Origin of the sequence: Tepidimonas aquatica, from assembly GCF_007556585.1 — a bacterium.
GTDB classification, from domain to species: domain Bacteria; phylum Pseudomonadota; class Gammaproteobacteria; order Burkholderiales; family Burkholderiaceae_C; genus Tepidimonas; species Tepidimonas aquatica.
The window spans coordinates 1-18,890 of the sequence record NZ_VJNA01000030.1; the positions used below are offsets into that span (position 1 = coordinate 1).

The 18,890-nt window shown below is 70.7% G+C and carries 17 protein-coding genes; 7 read left to right on the forward strand and 10 right to left on the reverse strand.

Translation table 11 applies throughout. The annotated features are described in order from the left end of the window. Positions 1 to 75: 75 nt before the first annotated feature. Entirely contained in the window at positions 76 to 519 is a 444-nt protein-coding gene (locus tag Taqua_RS10540; protein WP_281287781.1) for a solute carrier family 23 protein, read from the reverse strand. A gap of 152 nt (positions 520 to 671) precedes the next feature. Here Taqua_RS10540 and Taqua_RS10545 point away from each other — a divergent pair, with 152 nt between their 5' ends. Both Taqua_RS10545 and Taqua_RS10550 read left to right on the forward strand, forming a co-directional pair. Continuing rightward, entirely contained in the window at positions 672 to 2,801 is a 2,130-nt protein-coding gene (locus Taqua_RS10545) for an acetoacetate--CoA ligase (protein WP_144326617.1), read from the forward strand. A gap of 5 nt (positions 2,802 to 2,806) precedes the next feature. Continuing rightward, on the forward strand, positions 2,807 to 3,262 hold the full coding sequence (locus Taqua_RS10550) for an HDOD domain-containing protein (protein ID WP_144326618.1): 456 nt from the start codon (positions 2,807 to 2,809) through the stop codon (positions 3,260 to 3,262). On the opposite strand, the gene Taqua_RS10555 is transcribed toward Taqua_RS10550, so the two are convergent. The 3 genes from Taqua_RS10555 to Taqua_RS10565 all read right to left on the reverse strand — a co-directional run bounded on the left by Taqua_RS10555 (position 3,259) and on the right by Taqua_RS10565 (position 6,063). Then, on the reverse strand, positions 3,259 to 4,149 hold the full coding sequence (locus tag Taqua_RS10555; RefSeq protein ID WP_144326640.1) for a DMT family transporter: 891 nt from the start codon (positions 4,147 to 4,149) through the stop codon (positions 3,259 to 3,261). The genes Taqua_RS10550 and Taqua_RS10555 overlap by 4 nt on opposite strands. Positions 4,150 to 4,160: 11 nt before the next feature. After that, on the reverse strand, positions 4,161 to 4,649 hold the full coding sequence (locus tag Taqua_RS10560) for a flavin reductase family protein (protein ID WP_144326619.1): 489 nt from the start codon (positions 4,647 to 4,649) through the stop codon (positions 4,161 to 4,163). 73 nt (positions 4,650 to 4,722) lie between these two features. Next, positions 4,723 to 6,063 (reverse strand): D-amino acid dehydrogenase, encoded by a 1,341-nt coding sequence (locus tag Taqua_RS10565; RefSeq protein ID WP_144326620.1) that lies wholly within the window; start codon positions 6,061 to 6,063, stop codon positions 4,723 to 4,725. A gap of 169 nt (positions 6,064 to 6,232) precedes the next feature. Here Taqua_RS10565 and Taqua_RS10570 point away from each other — a divergent pair, with 169 nt between their 5' ends. Then, positions 6,233 to 7,153, forward strand: a complete 921-nt coding sequence (locus Taqua_RS10570; protein WP_144326621.1) for a LysR family transcriptional regulator ArgP — start codon at positions 6,233 to 6,235, stop codon at positions 7,151 to 7,153. Between the two features lie 20 nt (positions 7,154 to 7,173). On the opposite strand, the gene Taqua_RS10575 is transcribed toward Taqua_RS10570, so the two are convergent. From Taqua_RS10575 to Taqua_RS10585, 3 genes are all read right to left on the reverse strand, one after another. Further along, positions 7,174 to 8,430 carry an HD-GYP domain-containing protein gene (locus Taqua_RS10575; RefSeq protein WP_144326622.1) on the reverse strand — a complete coding sequence of 419 codons (1,257 nt, stop codon included), beginning with the start codon at positions 8,428 to 8,430 and terminating at the stop codon, positions 7,174 to 7,176. Between the two features lie 114 nt (positions 8,431 to 8,544). Then, complete coding sequence (locus Taqua_RS10580; protein WP_144326641.1) at positions 8,545 to 9,393, reverse strand: metallophosphoesterase; 849 nt, start codon at positions 9,391 to 9,393, stop codon at positions 8,545 to 8,547. Position 9,394: 1 nt separating this feature from the next. Continuing rightward, complete coding sequence (locus tag Taqua_RS10585) at positions 9,395 to 10,357, reverse strand: LysR family transcriptional regulator (protein ID WP_144326623.1); 963 nt, start codon at positions 10,355 to 10,357, stop codon at positions 9,395 to 9,397. 106 nt (positions 10,358 to 10,463) lie between these two features. Here Taqua_RS10585 and Taqua_RS10590 point away from each other — a divergent pair, with 106 nt between their 5' ends. After that, positions 10,464 to 11,018 carry a hypothetical protein gene (locus Taqua_RS10590; RefSeq protein WP_144326624.1) on the forward strand — a complete coding sequence of 185 codons (555 nt, stop codon included), beginning with the start codon at positions 10,464 to 10,466 and terminating at the stop codon, positions 11,016 to 11,018. 29 nt (positions 11,019 to 11,047) lie between these two features. Here the strand turns inward: Taqua_RS10590 and Taqua_RS10595 are convergent, their stop codons facing one another. Both Taqua_RS10595 and Taqua_RS13735 read right to left on the reverse strand, forming a co-directional pair. Beyond that, positions 11,048 to 12,919 carry a phosphoenolpyruvate carboxykinase (GTP) gene (locus Taqua_RS10595; protein WP_144326625.1) on the reverse strand — a complete coding sequence of 624 codons (1,872 nt, stop codon included), beginning with the start codon at positions 12,917 to 12,919 and terminating at the stop codon, positions 11,048 to 11,050. 221 nt (positions 12,920 to 13,140) lie between these two features. Then, positions 13,141 to 13,275 carry a hypothetical protein gene (locus Taqua_RS13735; RefSeq protein WP_260680264.1) on the reverse strand — a complete coding sequence of 45 codons (135 nt, stop codon included), beginning with the start codon at positions 13,273 to 13,275 and terminating at the stop codon, positions 13,141 to 13,143. Positions 13,276 to 13,368: 93 nt separating this feature from the next. On the opposite strand from Taqua_RS13735, the gene Taqua_RS10600 reads away from it, so the two are divergent. Both Taqua_RS10600 and Taqua_RS10605 read left to right on the forward strand, forming a co-directional pair. Next, positions 13,369 to 14,100 (forward strand): nucleotidyltransferase family protein, encoded by a 732-nt coding sequence (locus Taqua_RS10600; protein WP_144326626.1) that lies wholly within the window; start codon positions 13,369 to 13,371, stop codon positions 14,098 to 14,100. 50 nt (positions 14,101 to 14,150) lie between these two features. Continuing rightward, positions 14,151 to 15,551, forward strand: coding sequence for an aminopeptidase P N-terminal domain-containing protein (locus tag Taqua_RS10605; protein WP_144326627.1), 1,401 nt, complete (start codon positions 14,151 to 14,153; stop codon positions 15,549 to 15,551). Positions 15,552 to 15,562: 11 nt separating this feature from the next. Here Taqua_RS10605 and Taqua_RS10610 read toward each other — a convergent pair whose 3' ends face one another. Further along, entirely contained in the window at positions 15,563 to 18,043 is a 2,481-nt protein-coding gene (locus Taqua_RS10610) for a Lon protease family protein (protein ID WP_144326628.1), read from the reverse strand. Positions 18,044 to 18,090: 47 nt separating this feature from the next. On the opposite strand from Taqua_RS10610, the gene Taqua_RS10615 reads away from it, so the two are divergent. Beyond that, entirely contained in the window at positions 18,091 to 18,888 is a 798-nt protein-coding gene (locus Taqua_RS10615; protein ID WP_144326629.1) for a YecA/YgfB family protein, read from the forward strand. The last annotated feature ends 2 nt before the right edge of the window (positions 18,889 to 18,890 follow it).

Consider the following 18,890-nt stretch of genomic DNA (forward strand, 5'->3'; position numbering starts at 1 on the left):
GCGTTCTTGTGCAGTCGAACCATCATGACTTTTGCCTCCGTAGTTCCTCGATCAGCTCACGCATCGTCTCGCGACCTATGAATAATGCACGACGTCGCGGATCAATGCAATCGTCCGGGACCTGACACCTAGCGCTTGCACCACGGCGCCGATGACGAAATACATTGCCCCGCAGGCGATGATGCCCCCCAGCGCCACGCCGATGTTGGCGTTGGGCCCCGGCCCGGCGTAGCCGGTGGCGGCGATCACCACGCCGATGAAGGCAAAGCTCGACCCCAGGTAGCTGGGCACCTTGCCGCCGGTGACCAAAAAAAAGATCAGCGTGCCGATGCCGCTCATCAGCACCGCCACGTTGGGGTCGAACCCCATCAGGATCGGCGCCAGCACCGTGGCGCCGAACATCGCAATCAGGTGCTGCACGCCCAGCAAGGCCGTCTGCGGCCACGGCAGCCGCTCGTCCGGGGCGATGACGCCACCGTCGCGCAGCACGGCGTCGGACTGGGGGGACCAGTGGAACATCGGTTCTCGCTCCTCGTGTCGTAGCAAATGGGCGCGATTGTGCCTGCACCGGGGTGCCCGCTGCAAGCCTGGCGTCAGCGTTGCGCCACCCGACGCAAGGTTGACGCCCAGGCGACGCCGCGCCGCGGCCTGGATTGGCTAAGCTGCGGCCCATGAACGCTCATTCCCCCGTGCCGCTGTTCGAGCCCCAGATCCGCCGCTACCAGCGCTGGCTGCGCGCCCACCGCGGCCTGACGTTCGATGACTACGACGCGCTGTGGCGCTGGTCGGTCAGCGACCTGGAGGGCTTTTGGCACAGCGTGTGGGACTATTTCGAGCTTAGCTCCCCGACCCCGATCGAGGCGGTGCTGCAGGGTGGGCCGATGCCGCACGTGCGCTGGTTCGTCGGCGCGCAGCTCAACTACGCGGCGCAAGTCTGGCGGCACGTCGAGCCGGCCGAGGCTGCTGGCATGCCGGCCATCATTGCCGAAGACGAACTGGGCCGCGTGCGCACGCTGGGCTGGCGCGAACTGCAACGCCAGGTGGCGGCGCTGGCGGTGGGCCTGCGCGCCCTGGGCGTGCAGCGCGGTGACCGGGTGGCGGCTTACCTGCCCAACCGGCCCGAGGCGGTGGTGGCGCTGCTGGCCAGCGCCAGCCTGGGGGCGATCTGGAGCCTGTGCGCGCCCGACATGGGCACGGCGGCGGTGCTGGACCGCTTCCGCCAGATCGAGCCCAAGGTGCTGATCGCGGCCGACGGGGTGCACTACGGCGGACGCCCACTGGACCGCAGCGCCACCGTGCGCGAGCTGCGCGTGGGCCTGCCGACGCTGCAGCACGTCATCACGCTGCGCACCCCCTACGCGGCCGAGCGTCTGGCGGACACGCACGACTTCGCCGCCCTTGCCGACCGCGACGACGCCGCGGTGCGCGCCTTTGCCCCCGAACCGGTGCCGTTTGACCACCCGCTGTGGATCGTGTACTCCAGCGGCACCACTGGGCTGCCCAAGCCGATCGTGCACGGCCACGGCGGCATCGTGCTGACCGGATTGGCGCTGAAGGTGCTGCACAACGACATCGGCCCGAGCTACGACGCCAACTCGTGGGGCGAGCGCTTCCATTGGTACAGCTCCACCGGCTGGGTGATGTGGAACGCCCAGGTGGCTGGCCTGCTGGGCGGCACGACGATCGTGCTGTACGACGGCAGCCCCAGCGGGCGCAAGGACGAGCCGGATTGGAGCGTGCTGTGGCGCTTCGCCGCGCGGCACCGGGTGACGTTTTTCGGCGCCGGCGCAGCGCTGTACACCCACATGATGAAGGCTGGCGTGGACCTGGCCGCGCTGCAGGCCCAGGGCCACGACCTGTCGCACGTGCGGGCGCTGGGCTCGACCGGCTCGCCGCTGCCGCCCGAGGTGCAGCGCTGGGGCAGTGCGCAGTTCGAGCGTGTCTATGCCCTGGCCGGCCACCCCGTGCAAGACGGCGCGCTGCCGGGCGGCCCCAGCGGCCCGGTGTGGTGGTGCAACATTTCGGGCGGCACCGATTTTTGCGGCGCCTTCATCGGCGGCCACCGCGAGCTGCCACAGATCCCCGGCCAGATGCAATGCCGGCAGCTCGGCTGCGCCGTCGAGGCCTGGGACGAGCATGGTCGCCCCCTGGTGGGTCAGGTCGGCGAGCTTGTGTGCACGCGCCCCATTCCGTCGATGCCGCTGTACTTGTGGAACGACCCCGGGCACGCGCGCTACCTGTCGAGCTACTTCGACACCTACCCTGGCGTGTGGCGCCATGGCGACTGGCTGGAGGTGCGCCCCGACGGCGGCTGCGTAATCTATGGGCGCTCCGACGCCACGCTCAACCGCCACGGGCTGCGCATGGGCACCAGCGAACTGTACGCCGCCGTCGAAGCCCTGCCGGAGGTGCTCGACAGCCTGGTGGTGGACGTCGAATACCTGGGCCGGGCCAGCTTCATGCCGCTGTTCGTCGTGCTGCGTCCTGGGCTGGCGCTGGACGATGCGCTGCGTGAGCGCATCCGCGCGGCGATCCGCGCGCGGCTGTCGCCGCGCTTCGTGCCCGACGTCATCGAGCAAGCCCCTGACATTCCACGCACACTCAGCGGCAAAAAGCAGGAGCTGCCGATCAAAAAGCTGTTGCTGGGCCACCCCCCCGAGCGGGTCATCAACCCCGATGCAATGGCCAACCCCCAGTGCCTGGCCTGGTACGTCGACTACGCCCAGCGGCACCTGCCGGCCAACGACACCGCAGCCTCGGCCGCCGTGTCAACGCACGCTCAAGCACCAACGGCACACTAGCGCCCATGCGCGACGCCGCCATCGAAGCCGAACTCGACCACGCCCGTACGCGCGGGCCCGTGCGCGACATCGTCATTCCGCCCTGCCCGCAGCTGCTGCGCCAACTGCTGGAGGCCACCGCGCACGGTGACCCCGAGCCCGGCGTGCTCGAAGCCATCGCCAGCGCCGATGTGGCGATGGCGGCGGCGCTGATTCGCCAGGCCAACAGCCCCTTGTACGGGCTGCAAACGCCGGTGGCCACCGTCGGGCAGGCGCTGACCGTGATGGGCGTACGCCCCGCGGTGCAGTTGTTGATGGGCTTTTTGACGCGCTCGGCCTTGCGCGTGCACTCGCCGGTGCTGGCGCACTTTTGGGAAAGCTCGACGCGGCGCGCCATCGCGTGCGAGCACATCGGCGCCGCCGAGGTCGATTACTGGCTCGACGAGCTGCACCCGGCGCTGGACGCGGTGCAGGTGGACTAACGCCGGCTGACCAGCACGATGCCGGTGGCCACCCCCAGCAGCGCCAGCAGCAGGCGTGGCGTCAACGGCTCGCCCAGCAGCGCGACCCCAAACACCAGCGCAAACAGCGGCGTCAAAAACGTGAACGTGGCCATGCGGGTGGCCGGGTAGTGGCGCAGCATCCACATCCAGACCAGGTAGCTGGCAAACGCGCCCACCACCGTTTGCAGCGCCACCGACCCCCACGCCACGGCGGAGTAATCCAGCGACCACGTCTCGCCCAACGCCAGCGACAGCAGCGGCGTCACCAACGCGGTGACCCCCAGTTGGTACATCAACGATTGTTCGGCCGTGACCGTGGCCACGCGCGTCGTGCGGATGGCCACCGTCGTCAAGCCCCAAAAGACACCGGCGGCCAGCCCCAGCGCGTCACCCTTCCACTGCCCCGGTGCCGAGCCGTGCACGAACGCCTCGCCAAAGGCCAGCGCCACCGCCACGAACGCCACGCACAGCCCGAGCCATTGCGCCGGCCGCAGCCGTTCGCTGGGCACCCAGCGCGGCAACAGCAGCGCCACCCAAAACGGGCTGGTGTACAAAAACACCGTCAAGCGCGATGCGGGGGTGTACTGCAGCCCCAGGTAGATGCACACGAACTCCGCCGCAAACAGCGCGCCCACCAGCAGTCCGCCGGGCCACGAGCCGTCGCGCCGCCCCAGCGCCACACCGCGCCAGCGGCACCACCCCCACAGCAGCGCGGTGGCGCCCCACATGCGCAGTGCCGCCTGCCACATCGGGGCGATCTCGCGCCCCGCCACTTTGATGAGGATCTGCTGCAAGCCCCAAAACGCGCAGCACGCCACCAGCACCGTCACCGCCAGGGTGTCCAGGTGGTCTTTGCGCGCAGGCAGTGCGTTGGTGGTCACGGCGGCGGAGGGGCGGTGAACAGGCGTCCGCCATGGTACAGCAGGACGCCGGCGCCATCGTCATGCTGGCAGCGCAGCACCTCGCCGACCAGGATCACATGGTCGCCTTCGGGGTAGCGGCTGCGCGCGCGGCACTCCAGCACCGCCGCGCAGCCTGGCAGCAACGGCACGCCGTCGGCGCTGGGCGTCCACGGCACGCCGGCCCAGCGGTCGACGTCGCGGCGCGCGAAGCGCTCGGCCAGCGCCTGCTGCTGCGCGCCCAGTACGTGCACCGCCCAGTGCGTGGTGTGGGCAAACACCGGCAACGCGCGCGAGCGCACGTCCAGGCTCCACAGCACCAACGGCGGCTGCAGCGAGACGGAATTGAACGAGTTGACGGTCAGGCCCACAGGCGCGCCATCGGCCGCGCGCGTGGTGACGATGGTCACCCCGGTGGCGAAGCGCCCAAGGGCCGCCCGGAACCGCTCGGGCGAGGGATGCAACATGGGCCGAGATTGTGCCGCGTTGCCCGCCAGCGCCGGGCGCGCCCGCGCGATGCCCCCACGGCACGGCGGCCGCTCACGCCCAGCGCGAGGCCGTCGGCACGGCCGCCGCAGCGCCGCGCGCCGCGTCGACGCCGACGAAGGTCATCGCCAACGCCGGGCGCTCGCCACTGATCAGCTCCGCCAGCGCACGCCCCGACCCGGCGCCGTGGGTCCACCCCAGGGTGCCGTGCCCGGCATTGATCCACAGTCGCTGCAGCGGCAGCCGCCCGATCAACGGGATGTTGGTCGGCGTGGCCGGGCGCAGGCCGCACCAGAACTGGGGGTCGCCGCCTTGCTGCGGCAAGCGGGTGTCGGCCACGCCGGGGAACAGCTCCTCGATGCGCTGCAGCAGCATGTGGCAGCGCGCGCGCGCCACCGGCGTGTCCAGGCGCAGGTCAAAGCCGCCCAGCTCGATCGTGCCGGCCACCCGCAGCCGGTCGCCCAGGCGCGAAATGGCGATCTTGCGCGCGTCGTCGATCATGCTGACCTGCGGCGCGCGCGCCGGCTCGCGCAACGCCAGCGTGGCGCTGTAGCCCTTGCCGGGGTAGATCGGCACACGCACGCCGACGCTGGCCAGCAGCGGCGTGGTGTACGAACCGCAGGCCACCACGTAGGCGTCGGCATGCAGCGCGCGCGGCTGGCCGGTGGCCAAGCAACGCAGGTGCACGCCCTGCACCTCGCCGCCGCTGACCCCCAGCCGCTCGACGGCGTGGCCAAACAGCAGCTGCGCGCCGCGCTGGCCGCACAAGCGCGCCAGCGCCTGCGTGAACACACGCGCGTCGCCATGCTCATCGGTGGGCGTGTAGGTGCCGCCCACGATGCGATCGGCGTAGGCGGACAGCGCCGGCTCGATGCGCAGCAGCTCGTCGCGCCCCACCACCTGCCGCTGCACGCCGTGGCGGCGCATCAGCTCGGCAGCCGTGGCGGCTTCGTCAAACGCCCGCGCATCCGAGTACACGTGCGCGATGCCGCGCTGGCTGCGCTGGTACTCGATGCCGGTGTCGGCCACCATCTGCTTGAGCGTGGCGTGGCTGTAGGCACCCAGCGCCACCAGCTGCGCCACGTTGCGCTCGAAGGCGCGGTCGTTACACTGCAGCAAAAACTGCCACAGCCAGCGCCATTGGGCCGGGTCGAGCTGCGGGCGCCACAGCAGCGGCGCTTGCGCATCGAACATCCACTTCAGCGCCTTCAGCGGCGTTTGCCGGTTGGCCCACGGTTCGCAGTAGCTGACCGAAATCTGCGCCGCGTTGGCAAAGCTGGTCTCCAGCGCCGCGTCGGGCTGGCGATCCGCCAGCACCACCTCGTGCCCGCGCTGCAGCAGGTGCCACGCGGTGCAGGTGCCGATGATGCCCGCGCCCAAAACCACCACTCGCATCGTCGTTCCCCTACGGCCGTGCGCGCGGCACCCGCTGCCGCACCCCGCCGGCCGTCGTCGTGCGGCGCAGTGTGCCCGGGCGCGAGCGCTTTGTGAAGCCTCATTGACCAAACGACGATGTCATCAGAAAATCTTATCCACGTCCCCGCCCCCACACCATCGCCTGACCATGACCTCCACCTTCGACCCCGACGCGCTGGAGTGCCTGGCCGCCATCGTCGAAGAGGGTGGTTTTGAACGCGCGGCGCAGCGGCTGGCGGTGACGCAGTCGGCGGTGTCGCAGCGGCTGCGCGCGCTGGAAGCGCAGGTGGGCACCGTGCTGGTGGTGCGCAGCCGCCCGCTGCGCCCGACGCTGGCGGGGCAATTGCTCATCAAACACGCCAAGATGATGCGGCTGCTGCGCGCCGACCTGGAGCACGACCTGCGCGAGCTCGACCCCACGCTGGCGCAGCGCTCGCGCGACGAGGGGCGGGTATCGATCGCCATCAACGCCGACAGCATCGCCACCTGGGCGCTGGAGGCGCTCACGCCGCTGGTGCGCGAGGGCGTGCTGCTGGAAATCATCCACGACGACCAGGACTTCACGCATGAGTGGCTGCGCGAGGGGCAGGTGATGGGCTGCGTGACGTCGCTGGCGCAGCCGCTGCGTGGCTGCCGGCTGGAGCCGCTGGGCCGCATGCCCTACGTGGCCGTGGCCAGCCCCTCGTTTGCGCGGCAGGTGCTGGGGGGGCAACTCACGCCGCACAATTTTCACCGCGTGCCTTTCGTGGCCTTCAACCGCAAGGACGATTTGCAGCGCGATTTCGTCTGCCAGGCGTTTGGCTTGGCGCAGGTGCGGCTGCAGCAGTGCTTCGTGCCGTCGTCCGAGGGGCAGGTGCGCGCCGCCCAGGCTGGGTGGGGTGTGACGGTGGTGCCACGGCCACTGGCCGCGGCCGGTTTGGCCAATGGCACGCTGGTCGACGTCGCCCCGCACGCCCGCTACACGGTGGCGCTGCACTGGCATTGCTGGAACCTGGCCTCCGACGCGCTGACGCGCATCAGCACGGCGCTGCGCACGGCGGCGCACACCCACCTGGAGCCGCTGGCGTAGCCGGCCGCGCGTGTCGCGCGCTACGCGTGCGCCGACGCGCGCCCCAGCCCTGGGATGCCCGACCAGATCTCGTCCAGATCGGGGATGCGCCACTGCGCCGGGTCTTCACGCTGCTCAATGGTGACCTTGCACCCTGGCGCGGCCAGGTCGATGCGCTCGGGCACCAGCCGCTCCCCGCTGCGCAGCGACAGCACCGTCTTGACCACCGGCTTGAGCAGGTTGCCGGGGTTTTGCTCGACCACCACCGCCAGCCGCTGGTTGGACAGCCGCACCAGCGACCCCGTGGGGTAAATGCCCAGGCTGCGCACGAAGGCCTGAAACACCCGCTCGTCGAAGTGCCCCTTCCAGCTGGCCATACGCCGCAGCGACTCCGCCGGATCCCACCCCGCTTTGTACGGGCGGTTGGAGGTGATGGCGTCGTACACGTCGCACACCGCCCCCATGCGGGCCAGCAACGTCAGCGCCTCGCCCGACAGCCCCTCGGGGTAGCCGGTGCCATCGACGCGCTCGTGGTGGTGCAGGCACACATCCAACGCCGCCTCGTCGGTGATGCCGGCGGCGCGCAGCCGCTGCCACCCCTTGCGCGGGTGCTCGCGGATGATGGCGAACTCGTCGTCGGAGAGCTTGCCGGGCTTGTTGAGGATCTCCAGCGGCACGTCGGCCTTGCCCACATCGTGCAGCAGGCCGGCAAAGCCCGCCGCCCGCACCAGCTCGTCGGGCAGACCCAACTGGCGCCCCAACGCCACCATCAGCGCGCACACCGCCACCGAGTGCATGTAGGTGTACTCATCGGCCGTCTTGACCCGCGCCAGGCTGATGAGGGCGCCGGCGTTGCGCGTGACGCTGTCGGCAATGTCCTCGGCCACGGCGCGCATCACCTGACGGTCGATGGCGCGGCCCATGCGCGCGTCGTGGAACATGTCTTTGACGGCGCCATGCGCGCTGGCCAGCAGGCGGGCGGCGCGCTGCAGCTCCTGCGGCTGCGTGGTCGGCTGCACACGCCGCTGCAGGGCTTCGTCCAACACCCGCGCGGTCTCCTCGGCGGCGGCCTCGGGTGTGTCGGCGGTGGCCGTCACGCTGGCGTCGGGCGCCACGTCGGCCCCTTGGCTGACGTCGATCCACACCTCGCGCACGGCGCTGGCGCGGATGCGCTTGAGGTCGCGCGGATCATCCAACAAAAAGCGACTGCGCCAAAACGGGTGGTCCAGCCACGACCCCGCAAAGCCGTGGATGTACATCCCCAGCCGTACATCCTCGACCCGAATGCGTTTGAGCATAGGCGCATGATAGCGTTGGTCGTGCCATGGGCGCTGGGTTGCGAGGGGCACCCGTTGGGCACGGGCCGCGCGGCAGGCGTTGGCAGGGTCCTGACCCTGCGGCCGCGATCGGCCTCAAGGCAGCGGCAGGATGATCAGCCGGTCGGGGTCGAAGCCCTGCTGTTCGCCCTTGTCGGCGTAGCCCAGGGGGTGGGCCACCACGCGGCAGCGGCCCACGCGGTAGTCGTGGCGGCAGTGCAGGTGGCCGTGCAGCCACAGATCCGCCTGCGCCAGCAGATCGTCCAGGGCGTTGCAAAAGCCGGCCGTGCCCGGCTGCAGGCCGTAGCGCGGGTCGGCGCTGCGCAGGCTGGGCGCAAAGTGCGTGACCACCACCGTCGGCCCCGGCCACGGCTGCGCCAGCGCTTCGCGCAGCCAGGCCTGACACGCCAGCGCCTCGGCGCGCATGGCCTCGGCGTCGAACAGGCGCCCGTGGCGCTGCGTGGCGGCCTGCGCCAGGTGGTGGTTGGCCGCGCGGTAGGCGCGCTGGCGCTGCTGTTCGCGGTGCGCCTGCGCGTCGGTGATCGGGCGGGCGCGGCCCTTGCGCCGCAGCGGCACGGTGGCCAGCGCGTCGTGGTCGCTCCACAGTGTGGTGCCCACAAAGCGCACCCCGTGCACCACGGTGCTGGTGCGCTCCAGCCAGTGCAGGCCGTGCCGTGCGCAGGCCGCCTGCAGGTCCGCGTGCGCTTGATCCCAGTCCAGCGCGTCGTACTCGTGGTTGCCGGGTACGTACAGCACCGGCACCGGCCAGCGGGCAAAGCGCGCCAAGCCCCAGTCGGGCTCGGTCATTTTGACGCGGCCGTCCGCCCCGCGCTGGTACGAGCCGATGTCGCCGGCCAGCACCAGCACATCGGCCATGGGGTGGGGGCGCGGCTGCCAGCCCGGGTTGGTCTCCAGGTGCAGGTCGGACAGCAACTGGATGCGCAGCTCAGCCATCGCGCGGCCCCGCGGCGGCCACCGCGCGTTGCACGGCGGCACGCAGCCAGCGCTGCGCCGGCACGCCGTCGTGCGCGCGCGTCCACAACATGTCCACATGCACCCGCGGCACCTGCAGCGGCAGCGGCTGCGTGGCCAAGGCCTCGGCGTGCCCGGTGGCGCCCAGAAAATGCTGCGGCAGCACCGTCAGCAGGTCCGACGCCGCCACCACCTGCCCGGCGGTAAAAAACTGGTTGACCGTCAGCACGATGCGCCGCCGTCGCCCCACCGCCGCCAGCGCCTCATCGACAAAGCCAAACGGACGCCCGGAAAAACTCACCAACAGGTGGCGCGCGGCGCAGTAGGCGTCCAGCGTCAGCGGCGCCTGCGCCAGCGGGTGGCCGCGGCGCATCGCCACCACGTAGCGCCCGTCGTAGAGGCGTTGTGACCGGAAGCGGGGCACTTGCTCCTGCAAGTGGGTCGCGCCCAGCTCCGCCAGCACGCCGGGGAAGTAGCCGATCGCCAGGTCAACCCCGCCTTGCTCCAGCAGCGGACGCGGGTCGCGCGTGGTCAGCGGCAGCACGCGCAGCGTCACCCCGGGCGCTTCGCGGTCCAGGATCGCCACCAGCCCCGGCATGACCTGCGAGGCGGTGGCGTCGGCCATCGCCAGCACAAAGGCGTCCTGCGCCCGCGCGGGGTCGAACGGCCCGGGCGCCAACGACTCGCGCAGGCGCTGCAAGGCCTCGCGCACCGCCGGCCACAGCTGCAGCGCGTACGGCGTGGGCTCGACACCGTAGCCGCTGCGCCGCACCAGGTCGTCACCCAGCAGCTCACGCAGCCGACGCAGCGCGTTGCTGACGGCGGGCTGCGTCAGCGCCAGGTTGTGCGCGGCCCGCGTCAGGCTGCGCTCGGCCATCACCTCGTCGAACACCCGCAGCAGGTTGAGGTCGAGCGTGCGGAAGTTGACCTTAGTCATCACCCACGTGAATGTAAGCCATTTAAAAACAAAAGTTGAATTACATCAGGGATAACCCTAGTATTCGCTTACCGCGTTTTTGCACTGCAACATTCGGGAGCCTGCCATGAGCACCATCCTGACCTCGACCGCCCCCACCGCCACCCCCACCCGGGGTGCAGGGGCTGGCACCCATGTCGATGCTGCGCGCCGCGCCGTGGCGCCGCGCGCCCTGGCCACGCTGCTGCTGGCGGCCGGGGTGGCGGCGCTGGCCGTCGTCACCGACCGCCTGATGGACACCTGGGCCGATGGCCACCTGCTGGCCGCCTGGGTGTTGATGTGGGCGGTGGTGTTTCTCGGCAGCGTGCTGCTGGCCTCGCCCGCACGGCGCCTGGCCCAGCACCTGGGCACCCTGCTGGACGGCTGGGCGCAGGCCCGGGCACGCGCACGGGCCGAAGCCCGCACCGCCGCGCTGGCCCGCCTGGACCGCCGCCTGCAGGCGGAGCTGGACGCGCAACGCACCCGTGCCGAGAGCCCGGCGGCTTGGGACGCCGCCCTGGCGCCGCTGGCCACCGTGGACACCCCTGACAGCAGCGCGTGGCTGCGCGAGTGGGCGGCCAGCGACGCCGAGGGTTTGTGGACGATGCCCAGCGGGCGACGCTACAGCCTGTACTACGTCTGAACGCCCGTCGGCGCGCCGGCCGCGCCGGCTCAGCCCAGGATGCGCTGCGCCATGCGCAAGCGCGCCTCGGCCAGCTCGGCGGGCAGGCGCTGCGCCAGCTGGTCGAACAGCTCTTGGTGCAGCGCCAGCTCACGCGCCCAATGCTGCGGGTTCATCTCGGTCACGGCGGCAAACTGCTCGGGCCCAAAGTCCAGGCCCTCCCAGTGCATCTCGTCGTAGGCGGGGCTGATGCCAAACGCGTGGTCTTCGCCTTGCACACGCCCTTCCAGACGGTCGATCATCCACTTGAGCACGCGCATGTTTTCGCCGTAGCCCGGCCAGATGAAGCGGCCATCCGGCCCCTTGCGGAACCAGTTGACGCAGAAAATGCTCGGCAGCGTGTGGCCGCTGGCCTCCAGCCGGTGCTCCATGTCGAGCCAATGCCGGAAGTAGTCGGCCATGTGGTAGCCGCAAAACGGCAACATGGCAAACGGGTCACGCCGCACCACACCCTGGGCGCCGAAGGCCGCCGCGGTGGTCTCAGAGCCCATCGTGGCGGCCATGTAGACGCCTTCGATCCAGGTGCGCGCCTGCGTCACCAGCGGCACGGTGTCGCTGCGGCGCCCGCCAAAAATCAGCGCGTCGAGCGGCACGCCCGCGGGCGAATCCCACGCCGGATCCAGCGCCGGGTTGTTGGTGGCCGCCACCGTGAAGCGCGCGTTGGGGTGCGCCGCCTTGCGGCCGGCCGCACCGTCCGCCGGTGTCCAGTCCTTGCCCTGCCAGTCCAGGCAGTGCGCGGGCGGCTCGCCCATGCCCTCCCACCACACGTCGCCGTCGTCGGTCAACGCCACGTTGGTGAAGATGACGTCGCGCGTCAGGCTGGCCATGCAGTTGGGGTTGGTCAGCGTGTTGGTGCCCGGTGCCACGCCGAAGTAGCCCGCCTCTGGGTTGATCGCGTACAGCCGCCCGTCGGCGCCGGGCTTGATCCACGCGATGTCGTCGCCGATGGTGGTGACTTTCCAGCCCTCGAAGCCTTTGGGCGGGATCAGCATCGCAAAGTTGGTCTTGCCGCACGCGCTGGGGAAGGCCGCCGCCACGTGGTACTTCTTGCCCTGTGGGCTGGTCACGCCCAGGATCAGCATGTGCTCGGCCAACCACCCCTCGTCGCGACCCATGACCGACGCGATGCGCAGCGCCAGGCACTTTTTGCCCAGCAGCGCGTTGCCGCCGTAGCCTGAGCCGTACGACCAGATTTCGCGCGTTTCGGGGTAGTGCACGATGTACTTGGTGGTGGGGTTACACGGCCACGGCACATCGGCCTGCCCCGGCTGCAGCGGCGCGCCCACCGTGTGCACGCAGGGCACAAAGGCGCCGTCGCTGCCCAACACGTCGTACACGGCGCGCCCCATGCGCGTCATCAGCTTCATGTTGACGACGACGTAGGGGCTGTCGGTCAGCTCCACCCCGATGCGCGCGATCGGCGAACCCAGCGGCCCCATGCTGAACGGCACCACGTACATGGTGCGGCCGCGCATGCAGCCGTCGAACAACCCGGGCTGGCCATCCTTGCCGTGCTGCAGGATCGCCCGCATCTCCGCCGGCGCCATCCAGTGGTTGGTGGGGCCGGCGTCTTCGCGCCGTTCGCTGCAGATGAAGGTGCGGTCTTCCACCCGCGCCACGTCCGAGGGGTCGGTCCAGGCCAGGTACGCGTTGGGGCGTTTGGTGGGGTTGAGGCGTTTGAGCGTGCCCGCCGCCACCATCTGCTCGCACAGGCGGTCGTATTCGGCCTGGCTGCCGTCGCACCATTCGATGCTGTCGGGCTTGCACAACGCGGCCATGTCGGCCACCCAGGCGATCAGACGGGCGTGTTTGACGTACGGCGGGGGCTTGAGCGGCAGGCCCTGCATCACGGGAGCGTTCATCGGCGCGGCACCAACAGAAAACGAGGTTTGGGGGCGGCGCCAAGCACAACCCGCCCGCGCCGTGGCGGGTCATTGTAGGAAGCGCGGCCCCGGGCGGTACGTACCGTCGCCGAAATCGTCATGCAAACTTTGCATGACTTGATGACAGTTGGCTGACAGCCGCGCCGGCAACAAAAAACCCGGTGCGGTCGGCACCGGGTTGACGCAGGCGTGCCGGGTGTTCAGCCAACCATCACGGCGATGAAGGCCAGCAGGAACATCAAAATGGCGCCCGCCAACGGGATCAACCACGGGATCACGTGTACGATCGACTCGGCCACGTCGGGCTCGGGGGTGTGCTCGGGCGCGTGTGCCATGACGGACTGACTCCTCACGTGTTGACAAACGGTCTTGATTTTAGTCAAAACCCCGCCCACGGACCATCCGCGCAAACCCTGAAGGCGCAGGCCATGGTGCTGGCCGCGGGGCGTGGCCAGCGCATGCGGCCGCTGACCGACCACACGCCCAAGCCGCTGCTGCCCGTGCACGGCCACCCTCTGCTGCTGTGGCACCTGCAAGCGCTGGCGCGCGGTGGTGCACGCCGGGTGCTGATCAACACCGCGTGGCTGGGCGAGCGCATCCCGGCGGCGCTGGGCGAAGCGCTCGACACCCCCTGGGGCCGGCTGACGCTGCGCTACTCGAGGGAAGACCGCGATTTTGGTGGGGCGCTGGAAACCGCGGGCGGCATCGCGCGGGCGCTGCCGCAGCTCGACGAGGTCTTTTGGGTGGTGGCGGGCGACATCTACGCGCCCGACTTCGCGTTCGACGACACGCGCCGCCAGTGCTTCGCCGCCGGCGCGGCGCTGGCCCACCTGTGGCTGGTACCCAACCCCCCGCAGCACCCACGCGGCGACTTTGGTTTGGACGACGATGGCCACGCGCTGGACCTGCCCCCCGACGACCCGCGCCCGCGCTGGACCTACGCCGCCATCGGCCTGTTCAAGCGGGCGCTGTTCGCGCCGCCGTGGTGCGACATCCCGGCTGGCAACCCGCACGGTGTGGCCGCGCCGCTGGCGCCGCTGCTGCGCCGCGCGATGGCCGCGCGCCGCGTCACCGCCGAGCTCTGGCACGGCACCTGGGCCGACGTCGGCACACCCGAGCGCCTAGCTCAGCTGCAGGCCAGCGCCGCACCCCTGCGGTAACCCCGCGGCCGACATGCGGCGCGCGGGCCCGTAGCCCGTATCATCGGGCCATGACCAGCCCCATCCCGCACGTGCACCTGTACGGGCAACGCCGCCAGCGCCTGGCCGCCCAACTGGGCGAGGGCGGCATCGCCATCGTCCCCACCGCGCCCGAGCGGCTGCGCAACCGCGACAGTGAATACCTCTTTCGCTTCGACAGCTACTTTTACTACCTGACCGGCTTTGCCGAGCCGCGCGCCTGGCTCGTGCTCACGGCCGAGGGGCGCAGCATCCTGTTTTGCCAGCCCAAGGACCTGGAGCGCGAAATCTGGGACGGCTACCGTCTGGGGCCCGCCGCCGCGCCGGCGGCGCTGGGGGTGGACGAGGCCTACCCGGTGGACGAGCTCGACCAGCGCTTGCCCGCGTTGCTGGAAAACCGCCGCACGGTGTGGTGGCCGTTTGCCACCCACCCCGGGCTGGAGGGGCGCATCGACGGCTGGCTGCAACGGGTGCGCGCGCGCGTGCGCTACGGCGTGCTGTGCCCCGACGCCCAGCGCGACCTGTGCAGCCTGTTGGACGAGATGCGCCTCATCAAAGACGCGCACGAGCTTGACCTGATGCGCCGCGCCGCGCGCATCAGCGCCCAAGCGCACGTGCGCGCGATGCAGGTGTGCGCCCAACGCCTGCGCGCTGGCGACGAGGTGCGCGAGTACCACCTGGACGCGGAGCTGCTGCACACCTTCCGCCGCCATGGCTCGCAACACCCCGCCTACGGCAGCATCGTGGCGGCCGGCGCCAACGCCTGCGTGCTGCACTACCGCGCCGACGCCGCGCCCGTGCGCGCCGGCGAGCTCGTGCTCATCGACGCCGGGTGCGAACTCGATGGCTACGCCAGCGACATCACGCGCACCTTCCCCGCCGACGGGCGTTTTCGCCCAGCCCAGCGGCGCCTGTACGACATCGTGCTGGCGGCGCAGCAAGCCGCCATCGACGCCACCCGCCCCGGCGCGCGCTTCACCGACGCGCACGACGCCGCCGTGCGCGTGCTCACCGAAGGCATGCTGGAGGTAGGCCTGCTGGACCGCCGCAAGGTCGGCAGCGTGGACGACGCCATCGAGCAGCGCGCCTACTTTCGCTTTTACATGCACCGCACCGGCCACTGGCTGGGCCTGGACGTGCACGACGTCGGCAGCTACGTCGAGCCCAGCGACATCGGCCACGCCAGCCAGCGCCGCGACCCGCTGAGTGGCGAAATCATCACCAACCGCCCCGCACGCATTCTGCGCCCAGGCATGGTGCTGACCATCGAGCCCGGCCTGTACGTGCGTCCCGCCGACGACGTGCCCCGCGACTACTGGAACATCGGCATCCGTATCGAGGACGACGCCATCGTCACCGACACCGGCTGCGAGCTGATCACCCGCGACGTCCCGGTGCAGGCCGACGCGATCGAAGCGTTGATGCGGGCCTGAGGGCGAGGGGGTCACCCCCGCCCGCGCCACGCGCGCGGGTTGCCGGCGCGCAGGCAGGCGCGGCGGTAGGCGCGCAGCGTCTCGGCGGCGCGTGCCAGCACCGAGCCTGGTGCGTAGGTCGGCTGGCCATCCGGGGCCAGCGGGACGGTGGCCGCGCGCGGGTCGTCCAGGCCAAACGGCACGCCGGTCAGCAGCGTCATGCCCTCGGCCACGTGGTCGATGGCCCACACGTGGAACAGCCCCCGCTCGACCGCCACGCAGACGTCGTCGTCGAGCACCAGGTGGCGGCGGTTGCGCGCCGGGATGATGACGCCGTGCGAGCCATCCAGACCATGCGCGGCGCAGACGCGGAAAAATCCCTCGATCTTTTCGTTGACACCGCCGATGGGCAGCACCTCGCCAAAGGGGTTGATGGCGCCGGTCACCGCGATGCTTTGGTGCAGCGGCACGCCACTCAACGCCGACAACAGCGCGAAAAACTCGGCGCACGAGGCCGAGTCGCCCTCGACGCCGACGTACTCTTGCTCGAAGACGATCGAGGCACTCAGCGCCAGCGGGGCCAACGGCGCCAGCAGCGCCGACAGGTAGCTGTGCAGAATCAGCACTGCCTTGTCGTGGATCGGGCCCGAAAAGCCCACCTCGCGCTCGATGTTGAGCAGCCCTTCGGTGCCGGGCACGGTGCGCGCGGCCACGCGCATGGGCAGCCCAAAGCGGTAGTCGCCCAGGTCGATGACCGACAAGCCGTTGAGCTGGCCGATGCGCGCGCCGCTCAGGTGCACGACGCGGTCGCCCTCGGCGATGGTGGCGCGCAGCCGCTCGTCGGGCCCGTCGTGGCGGCGGTTGCGTGCCGCGATGGCCTGCTGCACGTCGCGGCGCTCGACGCGCCGCGCCCCGCGCGCGCGGGCGTGCTGCGCGGCTTCGATGACCAGCGTTTCGGTGCGGGCAAACACGGCGCTTTGGCGCGTGCGGTCTTCGGCCTCGCGGTGGCTGTCTTCGATCAGCGCAGCCACCGCGTCGGCTGTGAACGCCGGCAGACCACGGCGCTGCGCCGTGTGCGCCACGAACACCCCGGTGGCGCGCCAGGTGTCGACGTTGGCCTTGAAGCTGTCGGCAAAGTCCACCTTGACACGGAAGTGGCGCGCGAACTCCGGGTCACCTTCCTGCAGCGCGTAGTACTGCTCGTGCGTGCCGATGAGCACGATCTTGACGTCCACATCCACCGCCTCCGGCTCCAGCGAGGTGGTGGCCAGCGCGGAAAACATCGTGCCCGGCTCTTCGATCTGCAGTCGCGTGCTGCGTAAAAAGCGGCGCAGTTTTTCCCACACCAGCTCGTCGGCCACCAGGTCGCGCAGGTGCAGCATCAAAAAGCCACCGTGCGCGCGCAGCAGGCTGCCGGCGCGGATGCGGCTGAAGTCCGTCACCAGCACGTCGTTGTCGGTCTGGTACTCGATGCTGCCAAACAGCGGCCGGTACAGCGGGTTGTTTTCGACGATGACCGGCGCGCCCTGGGTGTCGGCGTTGTCCACCACCAGGTTGACGCGGTAGCGCTGCAGCCGCCGCTCCAGCGCCTCCTTGCGCTCGGGTTCGTCCTCGGCGTCGCCGGGTTCGAACAACGCCAGGTTGTCCAGCACGTCGGTGGCGATGCCATCCAGCCATTGGTTGAGCTTGCGCGCGTCCTTGAACTGCTTGCGCAGCGCCTGGCGCACCGCCCCCAGCTCGCGCTCCAGCAACGGCTTGACGGCCTGGCGGCGCAGCGCCTCGACGCCCTCGCGCAGCGCACGCTCCAGCGGTGCGGTCACCTCCAGAAAGCGCAGGATCTCGGCGCGCAGTTCGCGCTCGCCGTCGTCGTAGGCGCGCCGGTGCGCGTCGTCCAGCGCCGCCAGGTCCTCCGCCGCCAGCGGCTCGCCCTGCTCGTCGATCAACGTGAAGATCAGCTGCCCCCCTTCGCGGCGCAGCGCAAAGTGACGCTGCCGTGCAAACGCCGCCAGCTCCGCGTAGGCCTGCGCCTCGCGGTCGGCGTAGTTTTTCTCCAGCGCCGACAGCGCCGCCTTGAAGCTGGGCTCGCTCAGGCGCTTGGGGATGTCGGCCTGCAGCGTGCGCACCAGCTCCTGCATGCGCTGGCGCAGCGCCCGCCCCTGCCCCGCCGGCAGGCGCAGCGCCCGCGGCTGCTGCGGGTTTTCGAAGTTGTGCAGGTAGCAAAGGTCCGGCGGCACCGGGCGCTGCGCGGCCACGGCGCGCATTTCCTGCTGCAGCAGCGTGGCGCGGCCGGTGCCCACCTCGCCCAGCACGAACAGGTGGTGGCGTGGCTGATCGAGCGCCAACCCAAAGCGCGCCGCGGTTTGCGCGCGCTCCTGCCCAATCCAGGGCAGCGGCTCGCCGATCAGCTCGTCGGTGTCTTCAAACCCCAGCGCCGCGGGGTCGACGCGCAGCCGCAGCGCCGCCGCCGGCAGCGGGGCCGGCCCTTGGGCCAACAGATCCTGGTCAGGCTCCATGGCGCCAGTCTAACCCGGCGCGCAACCGGCCACGCTACACTGCCGCCATGGATACCCCTGCCCCCCTGGCCGACGCCGACTACGACACCCTCAACGAGATCTTGCTGGACCTGGACGCGCGCGCGCCCGACGCCGGCTTGCCGCAGGACTGGGAGTACTGCGACGGCTTTCTGACCGCGCTGCTGTGCGGCCGCCGCAGGCCGGCGCCGAGCGAATATTTCCCCGTGCTGTTTGGCCACGAGCCCGGCAGCCCGCCCGGCTTTGGCGCGGCGCAGTTCCGCGACGACGCGCAGTTGCAAACCTTTGTGCAGCTGTGGCAGCGCCGCCAGCATGAGATCGCCGAGGCACTGCAGGCCCCGGTGGACACGCTGGACGACCCGCGCACGCTGCAGCCCGCGTGGCAAGACCTGCGCGGCTGGGCGGCGCAGTTGCCGCCCGAGCAGCGCGCCGCGATGGAGCAGGAAGTCGGCCCCACACTGCCGCCCATCGGCCAGTACTGGGCCGTCGGCTTTCTCGACGCGGTGGCCGCGTGGCCCGACGACTGGAAAACGCCGCGCGAGCGTGAACTGGCCGACGCCTGGGAAGCGGCCCTGCGCGACATCATGGCGTTGCTCGAAGACGACACCGACACCCCCCTGCCGGACGACGAGGACGGCCCTGTGGGCTACTCGGCGGCGCGGCTGGACTTGCTGGGGGCTGCCGTGTGGGCCGCGTACACGCTGCACGACATCAGCCAGGAACTGGGGCCGCCCGTGCCGACGGTGCGCAAGGCCCACGAACCCGGTCGCAACGACCCGTGCCCATGCGGGAGCGGCAAGAAGTACAAAAAGTGCTGTGGCGCTTGACG